This window comes from Streptomyces sp. NPDC057249, assembly GCF_042669245.1.
In the GTDB taxonomy this organism is placed as follows: domain Bacteria; phylum Actinomycetota; class Actinomycetes; order Streptomycetales; family Streptomycetaceae; genus Streptomyces.
Genome location: NZ_JBHUXS010000009.1, coordinates 98,874 through 124,093, shown reverse-complemented (window position 1 = coordinate 124,093; position 25,220 = coordinate 98,874). Strand labels below are relative to the sequence as shown.

Below are 25,220 nucleotides of genomic sequence, written 5' to 3'. Positions count from 1 at the left end.
ACAGCGAGCTGAACGACGGGGGCGGCAACAGGGATGGCGGAAACCAGGCTGATCCAGAGCCGGTACCGGCTGCTCGACCTGATCGGTCGCGGCGGCATGGGCGAGGTGTGGCGCGCCCGCGACGAAGCGCTGGGCCGCCAGGTCGCCGTCAAATGCCTCAAGCCCATGAGCGGCCGGCACGACGAGGACCACACCCGCATCGTCCGCGAACGCTTCCGCCGAGAGGCCCGGGTCGCCGCCGCCCTCCAGCACCGGGGCGTCACCGTGGTCCATGACTTCGGCGAGTACGAGGGCGTGCTGTACCTCGTGATGGAGCTGCTGGACGGCCGCAACCTCAGCCAGCTCCTGGAGGACAACGAGCAGCACCCGCTGCCCGTGGACGACATCGTGGACATCGCCGAACAGGTCGCCGACGCGCTCGGCTACACCCACCAGCAGGGCATCGTCCACCGCGACCTCAAGCCCGCCAACATCATGCGGCTGTCCGACGGGACGGTGAAGATCTGCGACTTCGGGATCGCCCGGCCGGGCCACGGCATCCCGGTCACCTCCCGGCTCACCGGCGTCGGCATCGCCATGGGCACCCCGCACTACATGTCGCCGGAGCAGATCAGCGGCGGCCAGGTCGACCACCGCAGCGACCTCTACTCGCTGGGCTGCGTGCTGTACGAGATCGCGACCGGAGCCCCGCCCTTCGACCTGGAGGACTCCTGGGGCATCCTCGTCGGCCACCGCGACACCCCGCCCGAGCCGCCGCGCTCCCACCGCGCCGAACTCCCCGGGTTCTTCGACCGGGTCGTCCTCGACCTGCTCGCCAAGACCCCCGAGGAACGCCCGGCCGACGCCCACGACCTGCGCCGCCGCATCGCCGTCGGCCGCACCGGCGAGCATCCCTTCCCGGGCCCGGCCGGCGAGGCGCCGCCCGTCCCCGTCGTGCTCTCCGGCCGGGCGCCCGCCCCCGCCGCGCCGCTGCCCGCCTGGGCACACACGATGACCGCCGGCCACAAGGCGACGGGCACCGCGCACCCGATGGCACCGCCCGACCACTCGGCGGGCCTCACGCTCGCCTGGACCACCGGAGCCGCCGGGCCCGGCACCCGGGCCGACCGCCAGGTCCTGGGCCCCGCACCCACCCGCAAGGACCGGGCCGAGAACGCGCTGCGCGAGTTCGGCCGCATCGCCGAGGACCGCGCCCGCGCCCTCGGCGCCGAGCACGGCGAAACGCTCGCCGCCCGGCAGCAGATGGCGTACGCGCTGGGCCGCCTCGGCCGCCACACCGAGGCCCACGAACTGCACGCCGCCGTGCTCGCGTCACGGGAGCGCGCGCTCGGCCCCGACCACCCCGACACCCTGCGCTGCCGCCACAACCTGGCTTTCAGCCTCAGCAGGCTGGGGCGGCTGGAGGACGCGTACCGCACGGCCCGCGACGTGGCCGCGGCCCGCGCCCGGGTGCTGGGGGCCGCCCACCCGGACACCCTGGTCACGCTTTACGAGGTCGGCTACACGCTGGGCCGGCTCGGCCGGTGGACGGAGGCCCTGCACACGTACCGCCAGGTCGCCGAGGCACGGACCCGGCTGCTCGGCGCCGAACACGCCGACACCCTCGCCACCCGCTACGAGGTCGGCATCAGCCTCGGCCGCCTCGGCCGCAGCGCCGACGCCCTGGAGCTGTACCGCGCGCTCGTCGCCGACCGCACCCGGGTCAACGGCCCCAACGACCCGGAGACCCTGCGGGCCCGCCACGGACTCGGCGTCAACCTCGGCCGGCTGGCCCGCTGGGACGAGGCACTGGCCGAGGCGCAGGCGGTGTGCACCGCCCGGGAACACGTCCTGGGCCCCGATCACCCCGACACCCTGGTCAGCCGCCGCGAGGTCGCCGTCGCCCTCGGCTGGCTCGGGCGCTGGACCGACGCGCTCACCCTGTACCGGCAGGTCGCCGACGCCCGGACCCGGCTGCTGGGCCCCGCCCACCCCGACACGCTCGCCGGCCGCGACGACGAGGCGCACTGCCTCGAACAGCTGGGTCGCGCCCGCGAGGCCGCCGACGTCTACCGCGAGGCGGCGGCGCTCAGGCGGCGCGGCCACGCGCCGCCCTGACGCGGCCCCCCACGCACCGCGGCGGGGGCGGACGGCCGGGCCCGCCCGCCCCCGCGTTCCAGGGGCCGGTCAGTCGGCCGAGGCGGCCCAGCCCTTCGCGTCGATCCGCCGGGCGTCCGCCGGGCGGCCCTCGTCGAAGACCGTACGGCCGCCGTCCTCGACCTTGATGGCGTCCACGTACACGCCCCGGCCGACGTACAGCTGGTCCGTGGTGTAACGCCACCTGAGCAGGACCTCGGCGCCGCGCATTCCCGCGAGGTCCGCGTCGAGGCGGTGCCAGACCCGGCCCGACCAGCCGGAGAGCGAGCCGTCCGGGTGTGCCTCGGGGCGGGGGCGCCCGCCCCGGCCCGTCGGCGCGGTGGTGAACGGGACCGGCTGCCAGGTGGCGCCCGCGTCCGTCGAAGCCTCCAGGTACAGGAAGTCCGACGCCGGTTCGGTGTCCCACCACAGCGCGCAGCTGAGCCGGGCCCGCGAGGAGACGAGCGGCAGGGCGGGCAGCGCCAGGGTGGCCGTGGACGCACTCGCCATCCCGGAGAACCAGGCGGTACGGCCCCGGGCCGGGCGGACCGCGACGGCCCGGGCCATCTGGTTGGCGGTGGCGACCCGGGGCGCGCTGCCGGACCGCCAGGAGCGCACCGGGTGCACCGAGTTGCCCAGCACGATCAGGAACGAGTCCGTGGTCGGGTCCAGCACCAGACTGGTCCCGGTGAAGCCGGTGTGCCCCGCCGTCCGGGGCGTGGCCATGGCGCCCATGTACCAGTGCTGGTAGAGCTCGAAGCCCAGACCGTGCTCGTCCCCGGGGAACGCCGTGTTGAAGTCGGTGAACAGCAGGTCGACGGAGTCCGCCGAGAGGATGCGGGCCCGCCCGTACACCCCGCCGTTGAGCAGCGTGCGCGCCAGGATCGCGAGGTCCCAGGCGCAGGAGAACACCCCGGCGTGCCCGGCGACCCCGTCCAGGCTGAACGCGTTCTCGTCGTGCACCTCGCCCCAGACCAGGCCGCGGTCGAGCCCGGACCAGGGGAGCCGGGCGTCCTCGGTCGCGGCGATCTTCGGCTTCCAGGAGGCGGGCGGGTTGTAGCGGGTGCGCCGCATCCCGAGCGGACCGGTGATCCGCTCGCGCAGCAGGACGTCCAGGGTCCGCCGGGTCAGCTTCTCCAGGACGAGCTGGAGCGAGATCAGGTTCAGGTCGGAGTAGAGGTAGACCGTGCCGGGCGGGTGGGCCGGGACCTCCTTCCACAGCAGCTCCAGCTTCCCTTCCCGGGTCGGCGCGCTGTAGAGCGGAATCCAGGCGGTGAACCCCGAGGTGTGGGTGAGCAGCTGACGGATGGTGATGTCCTGCTTGCCGCCGCCGGCGAACTCCGGCAGGTAGGACGCGACCGTCGCCTCCAGCTCCAGTGTGCCGCGTTCGATCTGCTGCACGGCCAGGATCGAGGTGAACAGCTTCGAGACCGACGCCAGGTCGAAGACCGTGTCCTCGGCCATCGCGATCTGCTGGTCCTCGGGGAACTCGACCCCGGTGTCGGTCGTCTCGTCGTACGCCGAGTAACGCACCGCCTTGCCGATCGGGTGGTGCAGTGCCACCGTCCCGCCCCGGCCCGCGAGCAGCACCGCGCCCGCGTACCACGGGTGCTTCGGGGATGCGGCCAGATAGCGCTCCGCCTCGGTGACCAGCTGGTCGAGCGGTTCCCGCAACAGCCCGGCACGGGCGGCCGATCCGCGCCGCAGCGTCGGCTTCGCGCCCCTGCCCGCGTGCATCTGTGACGCCCCCGCCCCCGACTCCGTGGCAGACGCCGTGCCCGCGAACGGGATCGGCGCCAGGGCGAGTGCCCCGCCCAGGGCCAGCATCCCACCACCGAGCCTCCGCCGGCTGATGCCCCCGACCGCCGTGTCCTCCGTCATGCACAACCCCTTCTCGCCGCCTGAAAGTAACTTTCGAAATCTCTTCCGAGTGTGAAACTTCCTGCCGAGCAGAGAGTACTGTCAGGCTCCGCCATGCCGTAGGGGTGGGAGCCGGAAAGAATCTGATGTCGCGTCAGGCCCTTGACCCAGGCCTCCCCGCCGCACAGGATCACGCCATGACCGGTGTACGCAGCAGCACAGTCGACGGCGTCCTGACCCGCAGCGCACGGCGCGCCCCCGCACGAACCGCCCTGCGGTACGCCGACCGGGCCTGGACCTACCGCGAGCTGGACGAGGCCGTCGGCACCGCGGCGGCCGTCCTCACCGAGGGCCACGGGCTGCGCCCGGGAGACCGGGTCGCCGCCTACGCCCACAACTCGGACGCGTATCTGATCGCCTTCCTCGCCTGCGCCCGGGCCGGGCTCGTCCATGTGCCGGTGAACCAGAACCTCACCGGTGACGACCTGGCGTACATCCTGCGCCAGTCCACCAGCTCCCTGGTCCTCACCGACCCGGGCCTCGCCGACCGCGTCCCGGAGGACTTCGCCGTACGGGCGCTGCGCGACGACGACGCGTCGCTGCTGGCCGAACTGGGCACCCCGCGTCCGTTCACCCCCGCGCGCGAGCCGGCCGCCGACGACCTCGTCCAGCTGCTGTACACCTCCGGGACGACCGCGCTGCCCAAGGGGGCGATGATGACGCACGGCGCCCTCGTCCACGAGTACGTCAGCGCGATCACCGCGCTCGACCTGCGCGCCGGGGACCGGCCCGTCCACGCGCTGCCGCTCTACCACTCGGCGCAGATGCATGTGTTCCTGCTGCCCTACCTCGCGGTGGGCGCCGAGAACACGGTCCTGGACGCGCCGGACGCGGCCCGGATCTTCGACCTGGTCGAGTCGGGGCGGGCCGACAGCCTCTTCGCCCCGCCCACCGTCTGGATCGGCCTCGCCAACCACCCGGACTTCGCCGCCCGCGACCTCGGCGGCCTGCGGAAGGCGTACTACGGGGCGTCGATCATGCCGGTGCCCGTGCTGGAACGCCTCCGCGACCGGCTGCCCGGTCTCGCCTTCTACAACTGCTTCGGGCAGAGCGAGATCGGCCCCCTCGCCACCGTGCTCGGACCGGACGAGCACGAGGGCCGGATGGACTCGTGCGGCAGGCCCGTCCTCTTCGTGGAGGCGCGGGTCGTGGACGAGCACGGCGAAGAGGTCCCCGACGGCACCGCGGGCGAGGTCGTCTACCGCTCGCCCCAGCTGTGCACCGGCTACTGGGACAAGCCCGAGGAGAGCGCGGAGGCCTTCCGCGACGGCTGGTTCCACTCCGGCGACCTCGCCGTCCGGGACGAGGACGGCTACTTCACGGTGGTCGACCGGGTGAAGGACGTCATCAACTCCGGCGGGGTCCTCGTCGCCTCCCGGCAGGTCGAGGACGCCCTCTACACCCACCCCGCCGTCGCCGAGACCGCCGTCGTCGGGCTGCCCGACGAGCGCTGGATCGAGGCCGTCACCGCCGTCGTCGTCCTGAAGGGCGAGGCGACCGAGGACGAGCTGATCGCGCACGCCCGGGAACGGCTCGCCCACTTCAAGGCGCCGAAACGGGTCGTGTGCGTGGACGCCCTCCCGCGCAACGCCAGCGGCAAGATCCTCAAGCGGGAACTGCGCGACCGCCTGGCCTGACGACGCTCAGGAGGGCACACTCCTATCCGCGGACGCGGCCGACCCCCGCGTAGATGGTGTCGGGGATCTGCCCGTGCTCCGGTGCGGGCACGCCGTGCCAGTGCGGGGCGGCCACCAGACCGGGGGCGACCAGGTCGAGCCCGTCGAAGAAGCGGGCCACCTCCGCACCGCTGCGCGGCTGGAGCGTGATGCCGCTCGACCGGTAGCGGGCCAGGGCCTCCTGGTGCGCGGCGAGGAAGTCCACCGTGAAGTGGGAGAGCACCAGGCAGCTTCCGGCGGGCAGCGCGTCGACCAGTGTGCGGGCGACACCGTACGGATCGTCCTCGTCGGACAGGAAGTGCATCAGGGCGATCATCGAGAGCGCCACGGGCCGCTCGAAGTCCAGCACCGTACGGGCGTGGTCGAGGATCTTCTCCGGCGACCGCACATCGGCCTCCAGATAGTCGGTGACGCCCTCCGGTGTGCTGACGAGCAGCGCCTCCGCGTGCCGCAGGACGATCGGATCGTTGTCGGTGTAGACGATCCGGGCCGCCGGGTTGATCTCCTGGACGATCTGATGGAGATTCGGCCGGGTCGGGATGCCGGTCCCGATGTCGAGGAACTGGTCGATGCCCTCCCGCGCCGCCCAGCCGGCCGCCCGGTGCATGAAGGCACGGTTCTGCGCGACCCCCACCTTCGCCGGCTCCGGCATCTGCTCGCCGAGTTCCTGGTCGACGGGGTAGTGGTCCTTGCCGCCCAGAAGGTAGTCGTAGACACGGGCCGGATGCGGCCTGCTCGTGTCGACCGGGCCTGCCGTCATGAAGTGCTCCCCAACCCTCGGCCGGAGCATGCGGGTCCCCGGCGGACAATGGCTCCCTCGACTTCATCCTGCCACAGCAACCCCGCCGGTCAGCGGGGGAGTTGGCCGGTCACCCGCGCTCGTCCACGATCCGCCGGAACTTGCCGACCGACCGCTCCAGCGTCTCCGGGTCCAGGATCTCGACGCCCACCGACACCCCGATCCCGTCCTTGACCGCCGCCGCGACGGACACGGCGGCCGCCGTCCGCTGCTCCGGCGTCGCCCCCGGCCGGGCCTCCGCCCGCACCGTCAGCACATCGAGCCGGCCCTCCCGGGTCAGCCGCAGCTGGAAGTGCGGCGACACTCCCGGGGTACGGAGCACGATCTCCTCGATCTGGGTCGGGAAGAGGTTCACCCCGCGCAGGATCACCAGGTCGTCGCTGCGGCCGGTGACCTTCTCCATCCGCCGGAACACCCTGGCCGTGCCGGGCAGCAGCCGGGTCAGGTCCCGGGTCCGGTAGCGGACCACCGGCATGGCCTCCTTGGTCAGCGAGGTGAACACCAGCTCGCCCCGCTCCCCGTCGGGCAGCACCTCGCCGGTGAACGGGTCGACCACCTCCGGATAGAAATGGTCCTCCCAGATGTGCAGCCCGTCCTTCGTCTCCACGCACTCCTGGGCCACGCCGGGGCCCATCACCTCGGACAGCCCGTAGATGTCGACCGCGTCGATCGCGAACCGCTCCTCGATCTCCCGCCGCATCTCCTCCGTCCACGGTTCGGCCCCGAAGATCCCCGCCTTCAGCGAGGTCGTACGCGGATCGACGCCCTGCCGTTCGAACTCGTCGAGGATGGTCAGCATGTACGAGGGCGTCACCATGATGATGTCGGGCCGGAAGTCCTGGATCAGCTGGACCTGGCGGGCCGTCATGCCGCCGGACGCGGGAATCACCGTGCAGCCCAGCCGCTCCGCCCCGTAGTGCGCGCCCAGTCCACCGGTGAACAGCCCGTAGCCGTACGCCACATGGATCTTGTGCCCCGGCCGGCCGCCCGCCGCCCGGATGGAGCGGGCGACCACGTCGGCCCACGTCTCCAGGTCCTTCCCGGTGTAGCCGACGACGGTCGGGCGGCCCGTCGTCCCGCTGGAGGCGTGGACCCGGCGCACCCGGTCCTCGGGGACCGCGAACATCCCGAACGGGTAGTTGTCCCGCAGATCCGCCTTGGTGGTGAAGGGGAAGCGGGCCAGATCGGCGAGCGAGCGGCAGTCCTCCGGCTTCAGCTCCGCCCGGTCGAACGCGGCCCGGTAGTGCGCCACGTTCTCGTAGGCGTGGCGCAGGGCGGCCCGCAGCCGTTCGAGCTGAAGCGCCTCCAGCTCGGCGCGGCTCATCCGTTCCGCCGTGTCCAGCAGAGCCGTCATGTCGGGCCTCCCTCGTCCGTGCGCGCGGTGCGGGCGACCGATCATTCGGTCGCTTTCTCCGGGAGCAGTAATTCAGGATCTTGTACCGCCTGGCAAGAGGGGGGACGCATCCGGGCCGGACCGCGAATACGCCCGTACCGAACACGGCTGCGTCACCCGGACGGCCCTGTTTGGATGGGACCATGCCGACCTTCCACACGTACGACGGAACCGAGCTCGCCTATCACCTCGTGGGGGAGGGCGCACCGCTGATCTGCCTGCCCGGCGGTGCCATGCGGGCGAGCGCCTACCTCGGTACCCTCGGCGGACTCGCGGACCGCCGGCAGCTGGTCCTCCTCGATCTCCGGGGCACGGGCGACTCCGCCGTTCCCGAGGACCCCGCCACCTACCGCTGGGACCGGCAGACCGAGGACGTCGAGGCCCTGCGTGCCCACCTCGGCCTCGAACGCGTCGACCTCCTCGCCCACTCCGCGGCCGGCGACCTCGCCGCGCTCTACGCCGCCCGGTATCCGCACCGGCTGCGCAACCTGGTCCTCGTCACCCCCACCACCCGGGCGGCCGGCCTCCCCGCCTCGGTGCGCGAGTCCCGCGAGGCGGCCGCCCTGCGCGCCTCGGAACCGTGGTACGAGGACGCGCTCGCCGCCCTGGAAGAGATCTGGGCGGGCCGGATGGACGACGGACTGCGCGCGAGGACCCGGCCGTTCATGTACGCCCGCTGGGACGCGGCCGCCCAGCGGCACGGCGCGGCCTCGCCTGCGCAGATCAACGCCGGGGCCGCCGCGCGGTACGCCGGGGAGGGCGCCTTCGACCCGGCCGCGACGGTCCCCGCCCTGCGCACCCTGGCGGCCCCGGTCCTCGTGCTGGCCGGGGAGTACGACACCGTCAGCACGCCCGACCGGGCCGCCGGACTGGCCGCGCTCTTTCCGCACGCGGAGTTCGCCGTGCAGCGCGGCGCCGCCCACTTCCCGTGGATCGACGACGCGGGGGCGTTCGCCCGTACCGTCGAGGCGTTCCTGGACCCGGAGGTGCACAGCGTCCGGGCCGGCGGTACGCGGCTCGCGTACCGGGTGTGGGGCGACCCGGCCGCGCCACCGGTCGTCCTGGCCCACGGCCGGTGCGGCGACAGCGCCGACTGGGCCACCGTCGCCGCCCGGCTGGCCGCCACACACCGGGTGTACGCCTTCGATTTCCGAGGCCACGGTCTCAGCGACTGGCCCGGCCGCTACAGCTTCGAACTGTTCCGCGACGACCTGCACGGCTTCCTGGAGGCCCGCAACCTCGCCGGTGCCACCGTCGTCGGACACTCCATGGGCGGGGCCGCCGCCTATCTGCTCGCCGAGCGGCACCCCGGGCTGATCGGCCGCCTGGTCATCGAGGAGGCCCCGCCGCTCGTCCCGCTCGACCCGCCCCGGCCCGTCCCCGAACGGCCCGACGGGGAGCTGGACTTCGACTGGCCCGTGGTGCCGGCCATCGACGCCCAGCTCAACGACCCGGACCCGGCCGGCCGCGCACTCCTCGGCGAGATCACCGCCCCCACCCTCGTCATCGGCGGCGGCCCGAGCAGCCAGATCGCCCAGGAGGACCTGGCCGAGCTGGCTCGCGCCATCCCCGGCGCGGAGTTCGTCACCATCGACGCGGGCCATCTCGTACACACCGAACGACCGGAGGAATTCCTCGCCGCCCTCCGGTCGTTCGGGATCTGATCACTGACTTGACGCCGCGTCAGTCACGGTGCAGCAGCGTCACCAGGACCTCGTACAGCGTCGCCTCGGCGTCCTCGGAGCCCGACTCCGTACGCCAGGCGACGAAGCCGTCGGGGCGCACCAGCACCGCGCCGCCCCGGCCCGTCCCGTGCGCCCCGGCCCAGTCCGCCCCGTCCTCCGGCTCCAGATCGGCGCCGACACCGATGCCGAACGCGTCCAGCCGCACCCCCAGCCGGTCCGCGACCCGGTCCGCGGCCCGCCGCCACACCGTGTCCGCACCGTCCGCCAGCAGCACGAACGAGCGCTCGTACAGATCCAGGGTCGAGATCCGCTCCCCGGCCCGGCGCACCCAGAGGTGGGGCGCCCGGCTGCCCGGTTCACCCGTCAGCCGCATCCCCTCCGGGACCACCGGCGCGTCCGGCGCCACGCCCAGCACCGCGCCCGCCGTGTAGCGGTAACCCAGCGCCACGTTCAGCATCCCGCCCCGCTTGCCCCCGCCCACCGAGGGCGGGGGAGCGTAGCCGGGGTGGCTGTGCTCCCCGGACCGCGCCGACGCCCGCTCACTGGTCGCCCGGGCCACCGGCAGCCGCTCCTGCCCGTACGTCTCCAGCAGTCCCCGGCCCGCCTCGCCGCGCAGCACCGCCGCCAGCTTCCAGGCCAGGTTGTGCGCGTCCTGGATGCCGGTGTTCGAGCCGAACGCCCCGGTCGGGGACATCTCGTGCGCCGAGTCACCGGCCAGGAACACCCGCCCCCGCGCGTAGCGTTCGGCCACCCGCTCCGCCGCGTGCCACGGCGCCTTGCCGGTGATCTCCACGTCGATGTCCGGCGCACCGACGGCGGCACGGATGTGGCGGGCGCACCGCTCGTCCGTGAAGTCCTCCAGCGTCTCGCCCCGCTCCGGCTGCCACGGGGCGTGGAACACCCACTCCCGCTCGTTGTCCACCGGCAGCAGCGCACCCTCCGCCTCCGGGTTCGTCAGGTAGCACACGATGAAGCGCCGGTCGCCCAGCACCTCCGCCAGCCCGCGCGACCGGAAGGTGACGCTCACGTTGTGGAACAGGTCGCCCGCACCCGAACGGCCGATGCCCAACTGCTCACGGACCGGGCTGCGCGGCCCGTCCGCCGCGATCAGATAGTCCGCCCGCACCGTCGTGTGCTCACCGGTCTCCCGGTTCTTCAGGGTCGCCGTGACCCCCGAGGCGTCCGGGTCGAACGACATCATCTCCGTGGCGAAACGCAGATCACCGCCCTGCTCCCGGGCCCGCTCCAGGAGGACCGGCTCCAGGTCGTTCTGGCTGCACAGGCACCAGCCCGTCGGGCTGAACCGGGCGAGCGCCCCGCCCGGGTCGATCTCCTTGAACAGCCACTCCTGGTCCTCGCCGGTCAGCGAGCCGGCCTGGAGGATGCCGTGGTTGTCCGCCAGCACCGAAGCGGCCGCGCGGATCTCCCGCTCGACACCCGCACGGCGGAACACCTCCATCGTGCGGACGTTGTTGCCCCGCCCGCGCGGATGGGTCGAGGTGGCGGAGTGCTTCTCGACCAGCAGGTGCTCGACGCCGAGCCGGCCGAGGAAAAGTGACGCGGACAGACCCACCAGCGAGCCGCCCACGATGAGGACCGGTACGTGGAGGTCGACGTTCTCGTTCATCAGTTGCTCCAGCTCCGACGCCGTACAGATGCTCTGTCCATGCCCCTGCCGGAGCCGCGTCGGAGCCCTTCGGACGCCTGCTCACCTGAACGGTTCATAAATCTCGCGTCGGGCGGACCAGCGTTTCACGATCGGTCACGGAGACGGCCGGGTCTCCCCGCATTCCTGCCTCCCACCGTCGAAGGAGTTCGCCAGATGACCACCACCCTCTCGGAACGGATCTCACAGTCCGCCTTCGACGGATCCCGGCTGCGCGTCGTGCTGCTGCTGGACCTGCACGACGGCGCCCAGAAGCAGTTCCTGGAGGCGTACGAGCACATGCGCAACCAGGTCGCGTCCATCCCCGGCCACATCAGCGACCAGCTGTGCCAGTCCATCGAGAACCCCTCGCAGTGGCTGATCACCAGCGAGTGGGAGAGCGCGCCGCCCTTCCTCGCCTGGGTGAACAGCGAGGAGCACGTCGCCACCGTGCAGCCCCTGCACAGCTGCGTACGCGACACCAGGTCGCTGCGGTTCAGCGTGCTGCGCGAGACCGGCAAGGGCTTCGAGGCCGTCCCCGACCCGGTCAGGGGCAGCCTCCAGACCTCCCCGCGCCTCGGCGACGGCGTCGTACGCCACGCGCTCACCTTCACCGTGAAGCCCGGCACCGAGGACATCGTCGCGGGGCTCCTCGCCGACTACGAGTCGCCCCGCTCCCGCGTGGACGACCACACCCGGCTGCGCCGCACCTCGCTGTTCATGCACGGCAACCGCGTGGTGCGCGCCGTCGAGGTCGAGGGCGACCTGATGGCCGCCCTGCGCCACGTCTCCCGCCAGCCCGAGATCCGGGCCGTCGAGGAGGCCATCAACCCCTACCTCGAACAGGACCGGGACCTCGCCGACCCCGACTCCGCCCGGATGTTCTTCACCCGCGCGGCCCTGCCGACCGTGCACCACGTCTCGGCCGGCCGCCACGCCCCCGAGAGCCTGCACCGGCACGCCGTGTTCTACCAGGCCAAGGAGGGCTGCGGCATGGCCCTGGCCCGCCTCCTGGCCGGCCACGACGAGGAGGCCGCCGACGACACCGGCAGCCCCATCGACAGCAGCACCATCTTCCAGCGCGACGACGTCGTCGTACGCCTCCTGGAAGCGAACGGCCCGCTCGGCGCGCAGCCCGCCCAGGCCCTCGGCATCCACGGCCCCGGCAAGGCGGCCCGCCTGGCCCGCCTCCTCGCCGGCGAGGCGCACACCGTCCCCGCCACGGACGAGGACGCCGCGCGCCTCCTCGCCCGGTCCGAGATGCGGCTGATCACCGACCGGCGCGCCGCCGATTCCTGAACCGCGCTCCGGCACCCGGGGCCCTCGCCCGACCCGTCACCACCACGCGCCCTGCGCCCAGGAGGAAAAGCAGAGATGACCACCCACCGGCCACGCATCGTGGACCTCAGTGAGACCCAGCCCAACACCAGGCGCGGAGGCGACCTGCGCGCCATGCTCACCCCCACCGCGGTGGGCGCCACCAGCGGCTTCATGGGCCTCGCCCTCGTCGACCCCGGCGACCGCATCGGCGAGCACTACCACCCGTACTCCGAGGAGTTCGTGTACGTCGTGCAGGGGCACCTGGAGGTCGACCTGGACGGGGAGACGCACACCATGCGTCCCGACCAGGGCCTGCTGATCCCCCCGCACGTGCGCCACCGCTTCCGCAACGTCGGCGACACCGAGGCCCGCATGGTCTTCCACCTCGGCCCGCTCGCCCCCCGCCCCGAACTCGGCCACGTCGACACCGAGGTGACCGAGACCGCCGAGCGGGGCGCCCCGCCAGAACGAACCGAGGCCGCCTCATGACCCGGCGGGTGGCGGTCACCGGAGTCGGCGTCGTCGCCCCCGGCGGCATCGGGGCCCCGGCCTTCTGGGACCTGCTCTCCAACGGCCGCACCGCGACCCGGGGCATCACCCTCTTCGACCCGGCGGGCTTCCGCTCCCGGATCGCCGCCGAGTGCGACTTCGACCCGGCCGCCCACGGCCTGGACGACGAGGACACCGCACGTGCGGACCGCTACGTGCAGTTCGCGATGGTCGCCGCCCGCGAGGCGCTGGCCGACGCCGGGCTGGACCCCGAGCACACCGACCCCTGGCGGATGGGCGTCTCCCTCGGCACCGCGGTCGGCGGAACCACCCGGCTGGAGCACGACTACGTCGCCGTCAGCGAGAAGGGCGCGCGCTGGGACGTCGACCACCGCCGGGCCGGTCCCCACCTGGAACGCGCCTTCTCGCCCAGCTCACTGGCCTCCGCCGTCGCCGAACAGGTCGGCGCCCACGGCCCCGTGCAGACCGTCTCCACCGGCTGCACCTCGGGCCTGGACGCCATCGGCTACGCCTTCCACTCCATCGAGGAGGGCCGGGTCGACGTCTGCATAGCCGGTGCGTCGGACTCGCCGATCACCCCGATCACCGTGGCCTGCTTCGACGCGATCAAGGCGACCTCCCCCAACAACGACGACGCGGAACACGCCTCCCGCCCCTTCGACGCACGCCGCGACGGCTTCGTCATGGGCGAGGGCGGAGCCGTACTCGTCCTGGAGGAGCTGGAGCACGCCCGGGCCCGCGGGGCGACGGTCTACTGCGAGATCGCCGGCTACGCCACCTTCGGCAACGCGTACCACATGACCGGGCTCACCCCCGAGGGCCTTGAGATGGCCGAGGCCATCAACCGGGCGCTCGGCCACGCCCGGATCTCCCCGCAGGACATCGACTACGTCAACGCGCACGGCTCGGGCACCAAGCAGAACGACCGGCACGAGACCGCCGCCGTCAAACGGGCCCTCGGCGCGCACGCCCACAAGGTGCCGATGAGCTCCATCAAGTCGATGGTGGGCCACTCCCTCGGCGCGATCGGGGCGATCGAGATCGCCGCCTGCGTCCTGGCCCTGGTCAACCAGACGGTCCCGCCGACGGCGAACTACGAGTCCCCGGACCCGGAGTGCGACCTCGACTACGTGCCGCGCACCGCCCGCCCCCTGAAGCTGCGCAGCGTCCTCTCGGTCGGCAGCGGCTTCGGCGGCTTCCAGTCCGCGGTGGCCCTGACCCGAGGGAGGACCTGATGAGCACCCGAAAGGCCCGGCGCACCGTTGTCACCGGCATCGGCGTCGTCGCCCCCAACGGCACCAGCACCGAAGCCTTCTGGAAGCGCACCCAGGAGGGCATGAGCGTTCTGGACCGGGTCACCCGCGAAGGCTGCGAGGACCTGCCGCTGCACGTCGCCGGCGAGGTCCGCGGCTTCGACCCGGTCGCGCTCATCGAGGAGCGCTACCTCGTCCAGACCGACCGGTTCACGCACTTCGCGATGGCCGCCGCCGACATGGCGCTGGACGACGCCCGGCTCGGCCGCGCCGACTACGAGGACCGGCCGTTCGGCGTCGGCGTCGTCACCGCGGCCGGCTCCGGCGGCGGCGAGTTCGGCCAGCGGGAACTGCAACGGCTCTGGGGCCAGGGCTCCACCTACGTCGGCCCCTACCAGTCGATCGCCTGGTTCTACGCGGCGAGCACCGGCCAGATCTCCATCCGCGGCGGCTTCAAGGGCCCCTGCGCGGTGGTGGCCAGCGACGAGGCGGGCGGCCTGGACGCCCTCGCGCACGCCGACCGCTCCGTGCGGCGCGGCACCGACGCGGTCGTGGTCGGCGCCGCGGAGGCCCCGCTCGCGCCGTACTCCGTGGTCTGCCAGCTCGGCTACCGCGACCTGAGCGCCGCCGAGGACCCGACCCGCGCCTACCGTCCCTTCACCTCGGACGCCTGCGGCTTCGTCCCCGCCGAGGGCGGCGCGATGTTCGTGGTCGAGGAGGAGGAGACGGCCCGCGAGCGCGGCGCCCGGGCGCGGGCGGAGATCGCGGGCCACGCCGCCACCTTCACCACGGCCGCCCACTGGGAGGAGTCCCGCGAGGGCCTCGCCCACGCCATCGAGGGCGCGCTGCGGGAAGCCGGCTGCGCGCCCGACGAGATCGACGTCGTCTTCGCGGACGCGCTCGGCTCCCCGGCCGCCGACCGGGCCGAGGCGCTGGCGCTGGCCGACGCGCTCGGCCCGCACAGCCGGCGCGTCCCGGTGACCGCCCCCAAGACCGGCATCGGCCGGGCCTACTGCGGGGGACCGGTGCTGGACGCGGCCGCGGCCGTCCTGGCCATGGAGAACGGCCTCGTCCCGCCCACGCCCAACGTGTTCGACGTCTGCCACGACCTGGACGTCGTCACCGAGCGGGCCCGCCCCGCCGAACTGCGCACCGCGCTCGTGCTCAGCCGCGGCCTCATGGGCTCGAACGCGGCCCTGGTGCTCCGGCGCCCCGCGTGAGCCCGTCCACCCCTCGTGAGAAGGAGCAGCCCCCCATGACCGAACGACTGACGTACGAAGAACTCGCCGCCCTCATGAAGAAGGGCGCCGGCCTCTCCGTCGACCCCAAGGAGATGGAGAACCGCTCCGACGCCGCCTTCGACGAGTACGGCCTGGACTCCCTCGGCCTGCTCGGCATCGTCGGCGTACTCGAGAACCGGCACGGGCAGCCGCTGCCGGCCGACGCGGACCGGTGCAAGACGCCCCGCGAGTTCCTCGACCTCGTCAACAACAGCCTCATGACAGGAGCCTGACGTGTCCGGACACACCGAGAACGAGATCGTCATCGCCGCGCCCCTGGACCTCGTCTGGGACATGACGAATGACCTGGAGAACTGGCCGCAGCTCTTCAGCGAGTACGCGGCCGTCGAGGTCCTGGAACGGGACGGCGAGCGCACCGCCTTCCGCCTGACCATGCACCCCGACGAGAACGGCAAGGTGTGGAGCTGGGTCTCCGAGCGCACCACCGACCGCCCGGGCCGCACCGTCCGGGCCCGCCGTGTCGAGCCCGGACCGTTCCAGCACATGGACATCCGGTGGGAGTACACCGAGGTCCCCGGCGGCACCCGCATGCGCTGGCAGCAGGACTTCGCGATGCGCCCCGACGCTCCGGTGGACGACGCCTGGATGACCGACAACATCAACCGGAACTCCAAGGTCCAGATGGCGCTGATCCGGGACAAGATCGAGCAGCGCGACCGCGAGGGCCGCTCCGCCGCCGTCCCGGCCAACTGACCGGCAGAAGGGCACCACCCATGCACCACGCTCTGATCGTCGCCCGGATGGCGCCGGGATCGGCCCCGGACATCGCGGAACTGTTCGCCGCGTCCGACAACAGCGAACTGCCGCACCTGGTCGGCGTCACCCGCCGCAAGCTGTTCCAGTTCGGTGACGTCTACCTGCACATGATCGAGTCCGAGCGCCCGCCGGGCCCGGAGATCGCCAAGGTGACCGAGCACCCGGAGTTCCGGGCCATCAGCGAACGGCTCACCGCCTTCGTCAGCCCGTACGACCCCGAGACCTGGCGCGGGCCCAAGGACGCGATGGCCCAGGAGTTCTACCGCTGGGAGCGCGACGCCACCGCGTGAGCGACATGTGACCGCCCCGGTCCCCGCCGACGAGCGGGGACCGGGGCGGTTTCACGTACGCCCGGAGGTCAGTCCGGCACCACGCACTCGAAGGCGTGCAGATACGCGTTGACCGGCCGCACACCGTCGATCCGCAGGCCGGCCTCGGAGAGCCGGTCCAGCAGGCTCTGCCGGGTGTGCTTGGCGCCGCCCACGTTCAGGAGCAGCAGCAGGTCCATGGCGGTCGTGAACCGCATCGACGGGGTGTCGTCCACCAGGTTCTCGATGACGACGACCCGGGCGCCGGGGCGGGCCGCCCGGACCACGGCGGCGAGCGCCCGGCGGGTGCTCGCGTCGTCCCACTCCAGGATGTTCTTGATGATGTAGAGGTCGGCGGCGACCGGGATGCCCTCCCGGCAGTCCCCGGCCACGATGGACGCCCGCCCGGCCAGCGCGCCGCCGTCCCGCAGCCGCTCGTCGGCCCGGGCGACGACCCCCGGCAGGTCCATCAGGGTGCCGCTCACCGACGGGTGCTTCTCCAGCAGGCTCGCCAGCACGTGCCCCTGGCCCCCGCCGATGTCGGCCACCGACACGACACCGCCGAGATCGAGCAGGGCGGCGACGTCCAGCGCCGACTGCACGCTGGAGGTGGTCATGGCCGCGTTGAACACCTGCGCCGACTCGTGGGCGTCCTGGTGGAGGTAGTCGAAGAACTCCTTGCCGAACACGTCCTCGAAGACGTTGCCGCCGGAGCGCACCGCGTCTTCGAGGCGGGGCCACACCTCCCAGGTCCAGGGCTCGGTGCACCACAGGGAGATCGCCCGCAGGCTGTCCGGGGCGTCCTCCCGCAGCAGCCGGGACATGTCGGTGTGCGCGAAGGTGCCGTCGGCGTTCTCCGCGAAGACGCCGTAGCAGGCCAGCGCCCGCAGCAGCCGCCGCAGCGGCCCGGGCTCGGTCCCCACCGCCGCCGCGAGCCGCTCCGCGGACTCCGGGGTGTCGCCGAGCGCGTCGGCGACACCCAGCCGGACGGCGGCGCGCACGGCGGCGGAACGGGCCGCGCCGAACACGAGCTCGCGCAGCCGCATGGCCGGCTGCGGGGTGGGAAGGGGCTGGACGGGAGTGGTGCCGGGGGTGGTGCTCACGGTGGTCATGCCGTCTCGCTTCTCCTCGTGCGGGGGGTCACCGGTCAGCACATCCCGGCCGGTGCGGAGGTCGTGCAGACATTGCCGGTGAACCGGTTGCCCGTCCCGGTGTCCCGGTTCGCCAGGTCCGCCGGGCGGTTGCCGAGGACGACGTTCCCGCTGACGGTGTTGTCGGTGTTCTTCGCGCCCACGAAGCTCTTGAACAGCACGACGCCGCCCGACAGCGGGGTCGCGCCCACGTTGTCGCGGATCACGTTGTCCCGCACCTCGGTGGACTCGGTGCCGGTCAGCACGATCCCGGAACCCTGGATCGCGGGCAGCCGGTCGGTGGCGGCGCAGAACTTGTTGTTCCCGGTGATCCGGTTCGAGCGGACCGACAGGGCACCGGCCTGCGGGGTGCCCTCGTCGCCCACGACGAACACCCCGCTGCAGTTGGCGGTGAAGGTGTTGTCGCGCACCGACAGGTTGCGCACCCGCCGCGCGGTGAACCCGATCCGGTTGTCGGTCAGCGTGTTGCCCCGGACCCGGGTGCCGCCGGTGTCGGTGGCGCCGCCCTCCTCGTCGACGCTGTTGGCGACGAAGATGCCCGCGTCCCCGTTGGAGCGGGCGGTGCTGTCCCGGATGTCGGAGCGGGTGGACCGCTGCTGCGCGATACCCCAGACACCGTTGGCGTCGGCGGTCACCGAGCGGACCGAGAGGCGGTCCGTCCAGGACGCCCACAGGCCGCTGCGGGCGAACCCGGTGACGCGCAGGGCCCTGACGGTCACCCCGTCCACGGTGTCGTCCGCCGTCCCCAGGACGCAGATCCCGTTGCCCGCACCCGCGCAGTCGTCGCCGGCGGCGGCCCGGCCGGCCGCGGGCATGATGACCGTGTCGTCCCCGGAGCCGCGCAGGGTGAGGCCCGGCGTGCTGATCCGGACGCTCTCGCGGTAGGTCCCGGGCCGGACGACGATGGTGTCCCCGGGCCGTGCGGCGTCCACCGCCGCCTGGATGGACTGCCCCGGTGACACCACGCGCGCGCCGGCCGCGGCGGCGGGTACGGACGGCACCGCCGCGACCAGTCCGGCGGCCGAAGCGGCTGCGATGCTCACAAGGCGAGTGATGTGTCGTTTCCTCATGAGCCGAAGCTATGGGCGATCCCGGCCCGGTGCCACGCACGGTGACCGGTTGGACGCGGGGCGTGCCCGAATGGCTCACGCCCGCGCCCTCTCGGTAGCGTGGTGGCCGTGACAGCCGAACGCGATCTCCGAGTCCTGCTGAGCGACCTGAGCCCCGAGCCGCACCCCGGCCGGTACGTCTACGCCACCGCGGCCGACGGCGCCCTGCCCGGCGGTGTCGCACCCGTCGTCACGGTCCGCGAGAGCGAGGGGCTCACCCTGGTGCTTCCCGAGGCCGAGGCCGCGGCGGCCGGGCTGCCGTACACCTACGTCGCCGGCTGGATCACCCTGCGGGTGCACTCGGCGCTGGAGGCGGTGGGGCTGACCGCCGCCGTCTCGCTCGCCCTGACCGACGCGGGGATCAGCTGCAACGTGGTGGCGGGTTTCCACCACGACCACCTCTTCGTGCCGTACGAGCGGGTGGACGACGCCGTCGCCGTACTGGAACGGCTGGCCGCGGAGTCGCGCACCGGGTGAGAGGTGTGCACGCGAGGGACGTGTGCGGTGTGCGGAGGTGTGCCTCGGGCCTGTGCATATGCCGGTCCGGGCCCGGCTCGGCGAGGTGAGCCAGGACACGTAACATATGTGCATGTCCTTCCTCCGCCGCCGCAGCGCCGCCACACCCGCGGGCCCCGACTTCGACGTCCTGGCCATGGACCCCGGTGACTGGCCCGGCAACCTCGGCGCCGGTCTGCTCCCCGCGCCCGACGGCAGCTGCCAGGGTGTGTTCCTCCGGTACGACCTGTTCGGCGGGCGCGGCCCCGCGATGATCATCGGCAACCTGCCGGAGGGCTCGCCCGCGCGCGAGACCGAGGAGGGGCAGGTCCCCTTCGAGGTGGCCCAGTTGCTGCTGGCCCTGGAGAACGACGAGCCGGTCGAGGTCACCGGTGGCGAGGACGTGCCCGTCATGCAGGGCGACAACCTCATGATCGTGCGCCGGGTGAAGCTCTCCGAGAGCCGCATCTCCTGTGTGCAGTTCGACCGCAGCGACGGTGTGCTCGTCACCATCGCCAGCTGGGACCGGCCCATCACCGACGACCTGTACGCCCTCCTCAAGCCGCTGCCCGCCGAACTCTTCCAGCAGGGCTGAACGCACGGCGGGTGCGGGCCCGCCGGGTGGCGGCCCCGCACCCGGTGGCACTACCCGCCCACCCCCGACAGCCGGCCGAACAGCGCCGCCACCTTCGCCGCCGAAGTGCCCAGCCCCGTGGGCCCGTTGAGGTGCCACGGGGCGCCGGTGCCCCGCCGCAGGTCCTCCTCGCGGTAGCGCCGGCAGCCCCGGTGCCAGATCAGAATCCCCGCGAGCCAGTGCTTCAGCTCCTGCACATAGCCCGCAAGCGTCTCCCTCGCCTCCGCGTCCAGACCGAAGTCGTCGTACAGCACCGGTAGTTCGTTCTCGGCGACGTGCAGGAACTGCCGCAGCCGCGACTTCATCAGGTCGTACAGGATCGCCATCCCCGTCGGGTAGTCCACCCCGAAAAAGTTCTGCACGACCAGGACGCCGTTGTGCACCTCACCCTCGTACTCGATCTCCTTCTGGTACGAGAACAGGTCGTTGAGCAGCGCCGCGTAGTCGGCGGCCGCGTTCTCCAGGGAACGCAGCGGGCCGCTCTCGTAGATCTCCGGCGGCACCTTACGGCCGTGCCCGATCCGGCACAGGCTCATCGTCAGGTCCGAACCGAACGTCATGCGCCGCATCTCGACGTAGTCCACCGGATCGGGAATCCGGTGCTGCGCCTGGTTCGCCAGCTCCCACAGCCAGCTCTCCGTCATGTCCTCGACGGACTTGCGGAACGCGCGCCGCCCGGCGTCGTCCATCGGCCCCGCCGTGCGCTCCCAGAGGTCGCCGAGCCCCCGCTCCAGCGCGTTGACCGGCTCCGGCACCGGGCTCCCGTCCAGCGGCATGAACAGCGACAGGCGCTCATTGGCCAGCCGCGCCCCCGCCAGATCCCGCGACCGGCCGTGCACCACCGGGAACCAGTCGTCGCCGTACGTCCCCCAGGCCAGCCACCCCGAGGACAGGTCGAGCCCGTCCGGCGTCGCGTCCGGGTGGATACCGGCCGCGCACAACGGCAGGTCGATCGCCCGCAGCCGCTCCTCGTCCCAGATGTGCGAACCCGGCACCCCGGGCTGCGGCCCCAGGATGCCCATCCGGTCGGCCCAGACCACCAGGCGCTCCCGGGCGCCCTCCAGATGCGGGCTCAGCGTGGTGTCGAACGGCATGTCGAAGTCGGGCAGCAGGGACGGGCCCACGTGCTGGAAGAGCGCATGGCTGTGGCTGCGCAACCGGGCCGACTCGGAGCGCCGGGTGAACCGGATCGACGCGGCGGACATCCCGAAGCCCGGTTCGGCCTCGCCGGCACCGCCGTCGTTCATGTAGCGGCTGGAGCGCATGTGCCACTCGTGACCGCCCGACTGCCAGTCCTGCAACCCCTTCACGTACGCCCCGACCGCGGCCGTCTGCGCCGCGTCCAGCCCCTTGGCCGCGCAGAGCGGGCCCACCTCGGTCAGCGCGGTGTTCTCGAACTGCTGGAGCCTGGAGGTCAGCAGATCGTTCACCGCCTCGGCCGCCTCCTGCGTCGAGCAGCCGAGGAAGCGTTCGAGGACCAGCACCCCGTTGCTGTTCTCGCCCTCGTCCTCCACCTCGCGCTGGTACGAGAAGAGGTCGTTGCGCAGATGGACCCCGTCCGAGAACGCGTCGCGGAGCACCCGCAGCGCCCGTTCACCGGCGACCGCCTCCGGTACCTCGGCCCCCGCCGCGTACTCCACGAGACCGGCCGACCAGGGGGCCCCGCCCACCTTGCGGCGCATCTCGATGTACTCGACGGGGTTCGCGATGCGGCCCTCGTTGATGTTGGCGAGCTCCCACAGCGACTCGTTGAGCAGGTTCCTGGTCGACTCCGCGAACCGGACCCGCCACGCGTCGGACATCGCGGGCACCGTACGCGCCCACAGATCCGCGAGCCCCGCCTCCACCGGGTTCTCCGGCTCGGGCACCGGCGCGCCGCGCTCCATCGGCATGAACGCGGGCAGCCGGTCCAGATACCGTTTGCCGCCCTCGCGGTCCGGGGTCCGTTTGAACAGCTCCAGGAAGTGGTCGTCGAAGAAGAAGACCCACACGTACCAGTCGGTGACCAGCGAGAGCGCCTCCGCCGAGCAGTCGGGATGGGTGTACGCGCACAGCAGCGCGTAGTCGTGCGCGTCGAGGTCCTTCTCCTCCCAGATCCCGGACCCCTCCAGCATCCCCATGGCCCGCGCCCACGTCTTCGTGTGCTGCCGGGCCTCCTCCACATGGGGGTTGAGACGCGCCGGATACGGAACATAGAAGTCCGGCAGGGTGAACGGCTGAGCCATGTGCGTCCGGCCTTTCCGAGAGCCATCACGTGGGAACCACGCGCATCGGTCCTGTCGGCGCCAGCACTACCCTTGGTCCGTTCGGGGCACGCACAGCCGCGATTAGTCACACCGCAGAGCGCCCGTTCGAGGGACACCCGTGCCGGTCCGGACGCGTAAAACCCTGGTAACGCTCCGGCGCCACCCCCTCGCCGTTTCCCGCCCTTCGCAGGTCACGGGCCCTGTCAGTGGTCTGGTCCAGTGGCTCAACGCGCGGCCCTCCCAGCACCCTTGACGCCCCTTCACCTCAGGTCACAGAGTGTGCGCGCACGTCCGCAACGGCTCCACCCGGCTCTACGAAGGGTTGTCATGACGTCCAAGCAGAGGACCAGGCTCGCACTCGCCTTCACCACCGCCGGGGCACTGAGCCTCGCGCTGCTCAGCCCGGCCGCCCAGGCCGGCGCCGACGGGGTCCGGCCCGAGTGCCCGCGCCCTCTCGCCTGCGACTGGGTCCCCGCCGCCTACCAGCAGACCGGCGACCCGGCCGACAAGGAGACGTACGGCAACTACGACACCGCCGACCGGCCGCACACCAACAAGATCAAGTTCATCGTGCTGCACGACACCGAGGAGGACTTCGACACCACGCTGAAGATCTTCCAGAACCCGCTCAAGCAGACCTCGGCCCACTACGTCGTCCGCTCCGCCGACGGCCACGTCACCCAGATGGTCAAGAACAAGGACGTCGCCTGGCAGGCCGGCAACTGGTACGTCAACAGCCACTCCATCGGCATCGAGCAGGAAGGCGTCGCCGTCGACGGCGCCCAGTGGTACACCCCCGAGATGTACCGCTCGACCGCCACCCTCGTGCGCTACCTGGCCGCCAAGTACGACATCCCCCTCGACCGCCAGCACATCATCGGCCACGACGGCGTCCCGCCCACCAGCGCCGCCGGCACCAAGAACATGCACTGGGACCCGGGCACCTACTGGGACTGGAACCGTTTCATGGCACTGCTCGGCAAGCCCACCGTGCCGACCGCCCGCCCCGGCAGCCAACTGGTCACCGTCAGCCCGGACTTCAAGAAGAACAAGCAGGCGTTCCGCGACTGCGAGAAGAAGGTGGACCTGCCCGTCCAGGGCTCCAGCGCCGTCCCGCTGCACACCGCGCCCTCCGACGACGCGCCCCTCTTCTCCGACCCCGGCATCCACCCGGACGGCTCGCCCGGCACCAACTGCGCCGCCGACTGGGGCAGCAAGATCAGCGCCACCCAGCAGGCCGTCGTCGCCGGCCACGCCCCCGGCTGGACGGCCATCTGGTGGTACGGCGAGAAGGCGTGGTTCCGCACCCCCGCCCACACCCGCACCACCGTCCCCACCTCCGGCTACGTCGTCCGCCCGAAGGCAGGCAGGACCGAGGTGCCGGTGTACGGGGTCGCCTACCCGGAGAAGTCGGAGTACCCGGCGGACTTCGCGGACCGGCGGGTCGGCACGCCCCTCCAGTACACGATCAAGGCCGGGCAGTCCTACCCCGGCGGCGGCGAGGCGCCCACCGGCTTCTTCTACGCACCGACGATCGACGCCTCCTACCCGCTGGACCACTCGTACTTCAAGGGCGGGGAGAAGTACGTGACGGTCCAGATCGGCCACCGTGTCGCCTTCGTCAAGGCGTCCGACGTGGACGTCGTGCGCGCCCGCTGAAGCCAGGAGCCCGGCACGCGCACAACAGCGCGCCGCGGGCCCGGTGTGTCGGCACCGGACCCGCGGCGCGCCCCGTGGGGCCGGCCGGTCAGCGCGTGCCGACCGCCGCCCGCACGGCGTTCCGGGCCATCGCGCAGTCGTCGTGCAGCCGACGCAGCAGCAGCCTCTGCTCCTCGCCCGGGGCGAGCGCCCCCGGCCGCTCCGGCACGGCCCGGGCGGGCCCGGCCTCCCGCATGGCCCGCTGCACGGCCGTCTCGTACCGGCGGATCTCCCGCGTGAGTACGAGCATCAGGTTGACCAGGAACGCGTCGCGCGCCGCCGGACCGGCGACCTGCGCCAGCTTGCTGATCTCGCGCCGGGCCACCGGGGCGTCACCCAGGACCGTCCACAGCGTCGCCAGGTCGTACCCCGGCAGGTACCAGCCCGCGTGCTCCCAGTCCACCAGCACCGGCCCGGTGGGCGACAGCAGGATGTTGGAGAGCAGCGCGTCCCCGTGGCAGAACTGCCCCATCCCGTGGCGACCGCCGGAGTGGGCGATCCCGTGCAGCAGCTTCTGCAGGTCACCCAGGTCACGGTCGGTGAAGAGCCCCAGCTCGTGGTAGCGGGCGATCCGCGCCGCGTAGTCGAGCGGCGCCTCGAACAGCCCCGCGGGCGGACGCCAGGCGTTCACCCGGGCCACCGCTCCCAGCACGGCCCGCAGGTCCGCGCGCGGCGGCGCCTCGGCCGGGTGGCGCGTCAGGGCGGCCACCCGGCCCGGCATCCGCTCGATGACCAGCGTGCAGTTCTCCGGGTCGGCGGCGATGAGCCGGGGCACCCGTACCGGCGGGCGGTGCCGGACGAAAGCCCGGTACGCCCCTATCTCGTGCCGGAACCGTTCCGACCACGCGGGGGAGTGGTCCAGTAAACACTTCGCCACCGCCGTCGCGCGCCCCGTGGAGCCGACCAGCAGCACCGAACGCCCGCTGCGCCGCAGCACCTGCACCGGATTGAACTCCGGGCAGATCCGGTGCACGGACGCGATCACCATCCTCAGCTGGGCGCCCTGCGGACCCGACAGGTCCAGCCGGCCGCCGAGGGAGGGGACGCCGGGCCCTCCCGGCCGCCGGGGCCGCCCGATACCGGGAGCCGGGACGGTGGCGCGCGGGTCGAGATACGGTCCGCCGCCCGCCTGGAGGGGACGAAGCGGCCGGGGCGGGGCGGACACGGAGGACGATGCTGTGTACATGGGCGATACAGATCCCTTCG

At 72.6% G+C, this 25,220-nt stretch carries 21 protein-coding genes; 13 read left to right on the top strand and 8 right to left on the bottom strand.

Annotated features, from left to right (window positions below):
* Positions 1-33 precede the first annotated feature (33 nt).
* A complete protein-coding gene (locus tag ACFUJY_RS18670) occupies positions 34-2,097 on the top strand; it encodes a tetratricopeptide repeat protein (RefSeq protein ID WP_383300543.1) in 2,064 nt (687 codons plus the stop codon).
* 69 nt (positions 2,098-2,166) lie between these two features.
* Here ACFUJY_RS18670 and ACFUJY_RS18665 read toward each other — a convergent pair whose 3' ends face one another.
* Complete coding sequence (locus tag ACFUJY_RS18665; RefSeq protein WP_383300540.1) at positions 2,167-3,996, bottom strand: serine hydrolase; 1,830 nt, start codon at positions 3,994-3,996, stop codon at positions 2,167-2,169.
* A gap of 176 nt (positions 3,997-4,172) precedes the next feature.
* On the opposite strand from ACFUJY_RS18665, the gene ACFUJY_RS18660 reads away from it, so the two are divergent.
* A complete protein-coding gene (locus ACFUJY_RS18660) occupies positions 4,173-5,672 on the top strand; it encodes an acyl-CoA synthetase (RefSeq protein ID WP_383300537.1) in 1,500 nt (499 codons plus the stop codon).
* Between the two features lie 22 nt (positions 5,673-5,694).
* Here the strand turns inward: ACFUJY_RS18660 and ACFUJY_RS18655 are convergent, their stop codons facing one another.
* Both ACFUJY_RS18655 and paaK read right to left on the bottom strand, forming a co-directional pair.
* A complete protein-coding gene (locus ACFUJY_RS18655) occupies positions 5,695-6,471 on the bottom strand; it encodes an SAM-dependent methyltransferase (RefSeq protein ID WP_383300534.1) in 777 nt (258 codons plus the stop codon).
* A gap of 109 nt (positions 6,472-6,580) precedes the next feature.
* Positions 6,581-7,864: a phenylacetate--CoA ligase PaaK gene (gene paaK, locus ACFUJY_RS18650; protein WP_383300532.1), complete on the bottom strand. Its 1,284-nt coding sequence runs from the start codon at positions 7,862-7,864 to the stop codon at positions 6,581-6,583.
* A gap of 182 nt (positions 7,865-8,046) precedes the next feature.
* On the opposite strand from paaK, the gene ACFUJY_RS18645 reads away from it, so the two are divergent.
* On the top strand, positions 8,047-9,567 hold the full coding sequence (locus tag ACFUJY_RS18645; protein ID WP_383300529.1) for an alpha/beta fold hydrolase: 1,521 nt from the start codon (positions 8,047-8,049) through the stop codon (positions 9,565-9,567).
* 19 nt (positions 9,568-9,586) lie between these two features.
* Here ACFUJY_RS18645 and ACFUJY_RS18640 read toward each other — a convergent pair whose 3' ends face one another.
* Entirely contained in the window at positions 9,587-11,215 is a 1,629-nt protein-coding gene (locus ACFUJY_RS18640) for an FAD-dependent oxidoreductase (protein WP_383300526.1), read from the bottom strand.
* A 195-nt stretch (positions 11,216-11,410) separates the two neighbouring features.
* Here ACFUJY_RS18640 and ACFUJY_RS18635 point away from each other — a divergent pair, with 195 nt between their 5' ends.
* From ACFUJY_RS18635 to ACFUJY_RS18605, 7 genes are all read left to right on the top strand, one after another.
* Positions 11,411-12,532: a SchA/CurD-like domain-containing protein gene (locus tag ACFUJY_RS18635; RefSeq protein ID WP_383300524.1), complete on the top strand. Its 1,122-nt coding sequence runs from the start codon at positions 11,411-11,413 to the stop codon at positions 12,530-12,532.
* A 75-nt stretch (positions 12,533-12,607) separates the two neighbouring features.
* The gene (locus ACFUJY_RS18630; RefSeq protein ID WP_361030151.1) at positions 12,608-13,042 is read left to right on the top strand and encodes a cupin domain-containing protein; all 435 of its coding nucleotides are present in this window, start codon (positions 12,608-12,610) and stop codon (positions 13,040-13,042) included.
* The gene (locus tag ACFUJY_RS18625) at positions 13,039-14,298 is read left to right on the top strand and encodes a beta-ketoacyl-[acyl-carrier-protein] synthase family protein (RefSeq protein WP_383300520.1); all 1,260 of its coding nucleotides are present in this window, start codon (positions 13,039-13,041) and stop codon (positions 14,296-14,298) included. The genes ACFUJY_RS18630 and ACFUJY_RS18625 overlap by 4 nt, the downstream gene beginning before the upstream one ends.
* Positions 14,298-15,536, top strand: coding sequence for a beta-ketoacyl synthase N-terminal-like domain-containing protein (locus ACFUJY_RS18620; RefSeq protein ID WP_383300517.1), 1,239 nt, complete (start codon positions 14,298-14,300; stop codon positions 15,534-15,536). Before ACFUJY_RS18625 ends, ACFUJY_RS18620 begins: the two co-directional genes overlap by 1 nt.
* 35 nt (positions 15,537-15,571) lie before the next feature.
* A complete protein-coding gene (locus ACFUJY_RS18615) occupies positions 15,572-15,829 on the top strand; it encodes an acyl carrier protein (protein WP_073969087.1) in 258 nt (85 codons plus the stop codon).
* Between the two features lies 1 nt (position 15,830).
* Positions 15,831-16,310: an SRPBCC family protein gene (locus ACFUJY_RS18610; protein ID WP_383300514.1), complete on the top strand. Its 480-nt coding sequence runs from the start codon at positions 15,831-15,833 to the stop codon at positions 16,308-16,310.
* 20 nt (positions 16,311-16,330) lie between these two features.
* Positions 16,331-16,663, top strand: a complete 333-nt coding sequence (locus ACFUJY_RS18605; protein ID WP_361030160.1) for a TcmI family type II polyketide cyclase — start codon at positions 16,331-16,333, stop codon at positions 16,661-16,663.
* A 68-nt stretch (positions 16,664-16,731) separates the two neighbouring features.
* Here the strand turns inward: ACFUJY_RS18605 and ACFUJY_RS18600 are convergent, their stop codons facing one another.
* Both ACFUJY_RS18600 and ACFUJY_RS18595 read right to left on the bottom strand, forming a co-directional pair.
* A complete protein-coding gene (locus ACFUJY_RS18600) occupies positions 16,732-17,793 on the bottom strand; it encodes a methyltransferase (protein WP_383300512.1) in 1,062 nt (353 codons plus the stop codon).
* A 35-nt stretch (positions 17,794-17,828) separates the two neighbouring features.
* Entirely contained in the window at positions 17,829-18,902 is a 1,074-nt protein-coding gene (locus ACFUJY_RS18595) for a nitrous oxide reductase family maturation protein NosD (protein WP_383300509.1), read from the bottom strand.
* Positions 18,903-19,010: 108 nt separating this feature from the next.
* Between ACFUJY_RS18595 and ACFUJY_RS18590 the strand changes: the two genes are divergently transcribed.
* Together ACFUJY_RS18590 and ACFUJY_RS18585 are read left to right on the top strand one after the other, a co-directional pair.
* On the top strand, positions 19,011-19,418 hold the full coding sequence (locus ACFUJY_RS18590) for an ACT domain-containing protein (protein WP_383300506.1): 408 nt from the start codon (positions 19,011-19,013) through the stop codon (positions 19,416-19,418).
* Positions 19,419-19,530: 112 nt separating this feature from the next.
* On the top strand, positions 19,531-20,031 hold the full coding sequence (locus ACFUJY_RS18585; RefSeq protein WP_383300503.1) for a hypothetical protein: 501 nt from the start codon (positions 19,531-19,533) through the stop codon (positions 20,029-20,031).
* 50 nt (positions 20,032-20,081) lie between these two features.
* Here ACFUJY_RS18585 and ACFUJY_RS18580 read toward each other — a convergent pair whose 3' ends face one another.
* Positions 20,082-22,295 carry a germacradienol/geosmin synthase gene (locus tag ACFUJY_RS18580; protein ID WP_383300500.1) on the bottom strand — a complete coding sequence of 738 codons (2,214 nt, stop codon included), beginning with the start codon at positions 22,293-22,295 and terminating at the stop codon, positions 20,082-20,084.
* Positions 22,296-22,643: 348 nt separating this feature from the next.
* On the opposite strand from ACFUJY_RS18580, the gene ACFUJY_RS18575 reads away from it, so the two are divergent.
* Positions 22,644-23,975 (top strand): N-acetylmuramoyl-L-alanine amidase, encoded by a 1,332-nt coding sequence (locus tag ACFUJY_RS18575; RefSeq protein WP_383300497.1) that lies wholly within the window; start codon positions 22,644-22,646, stop codon positions 23,973-23,975.
* An 88-nt stretch (positions 23,976-24,063) separates the two neighbouring features.
* Here ACFUJY_RS18575 and ACFUJY_RS18570 read toward each other — a convergent pair whose 3' ends face one another.
* Positions 24,064-25,200 carry an aminoglycoside phosphotransferase family protein gene (locus ACFUJY_RS18570; RefSeq protein WP_383300495.1) on the bottom strand — a complete coding sequence of 379 codons (1,137 nt, stop codon included), beginning with the start codon at positions 25,198-25,200 and terminating at the stop codon, positions 24,064-24,066.
* Positions 25,201-25,220 lie beyond the last annotated feature (20 nt).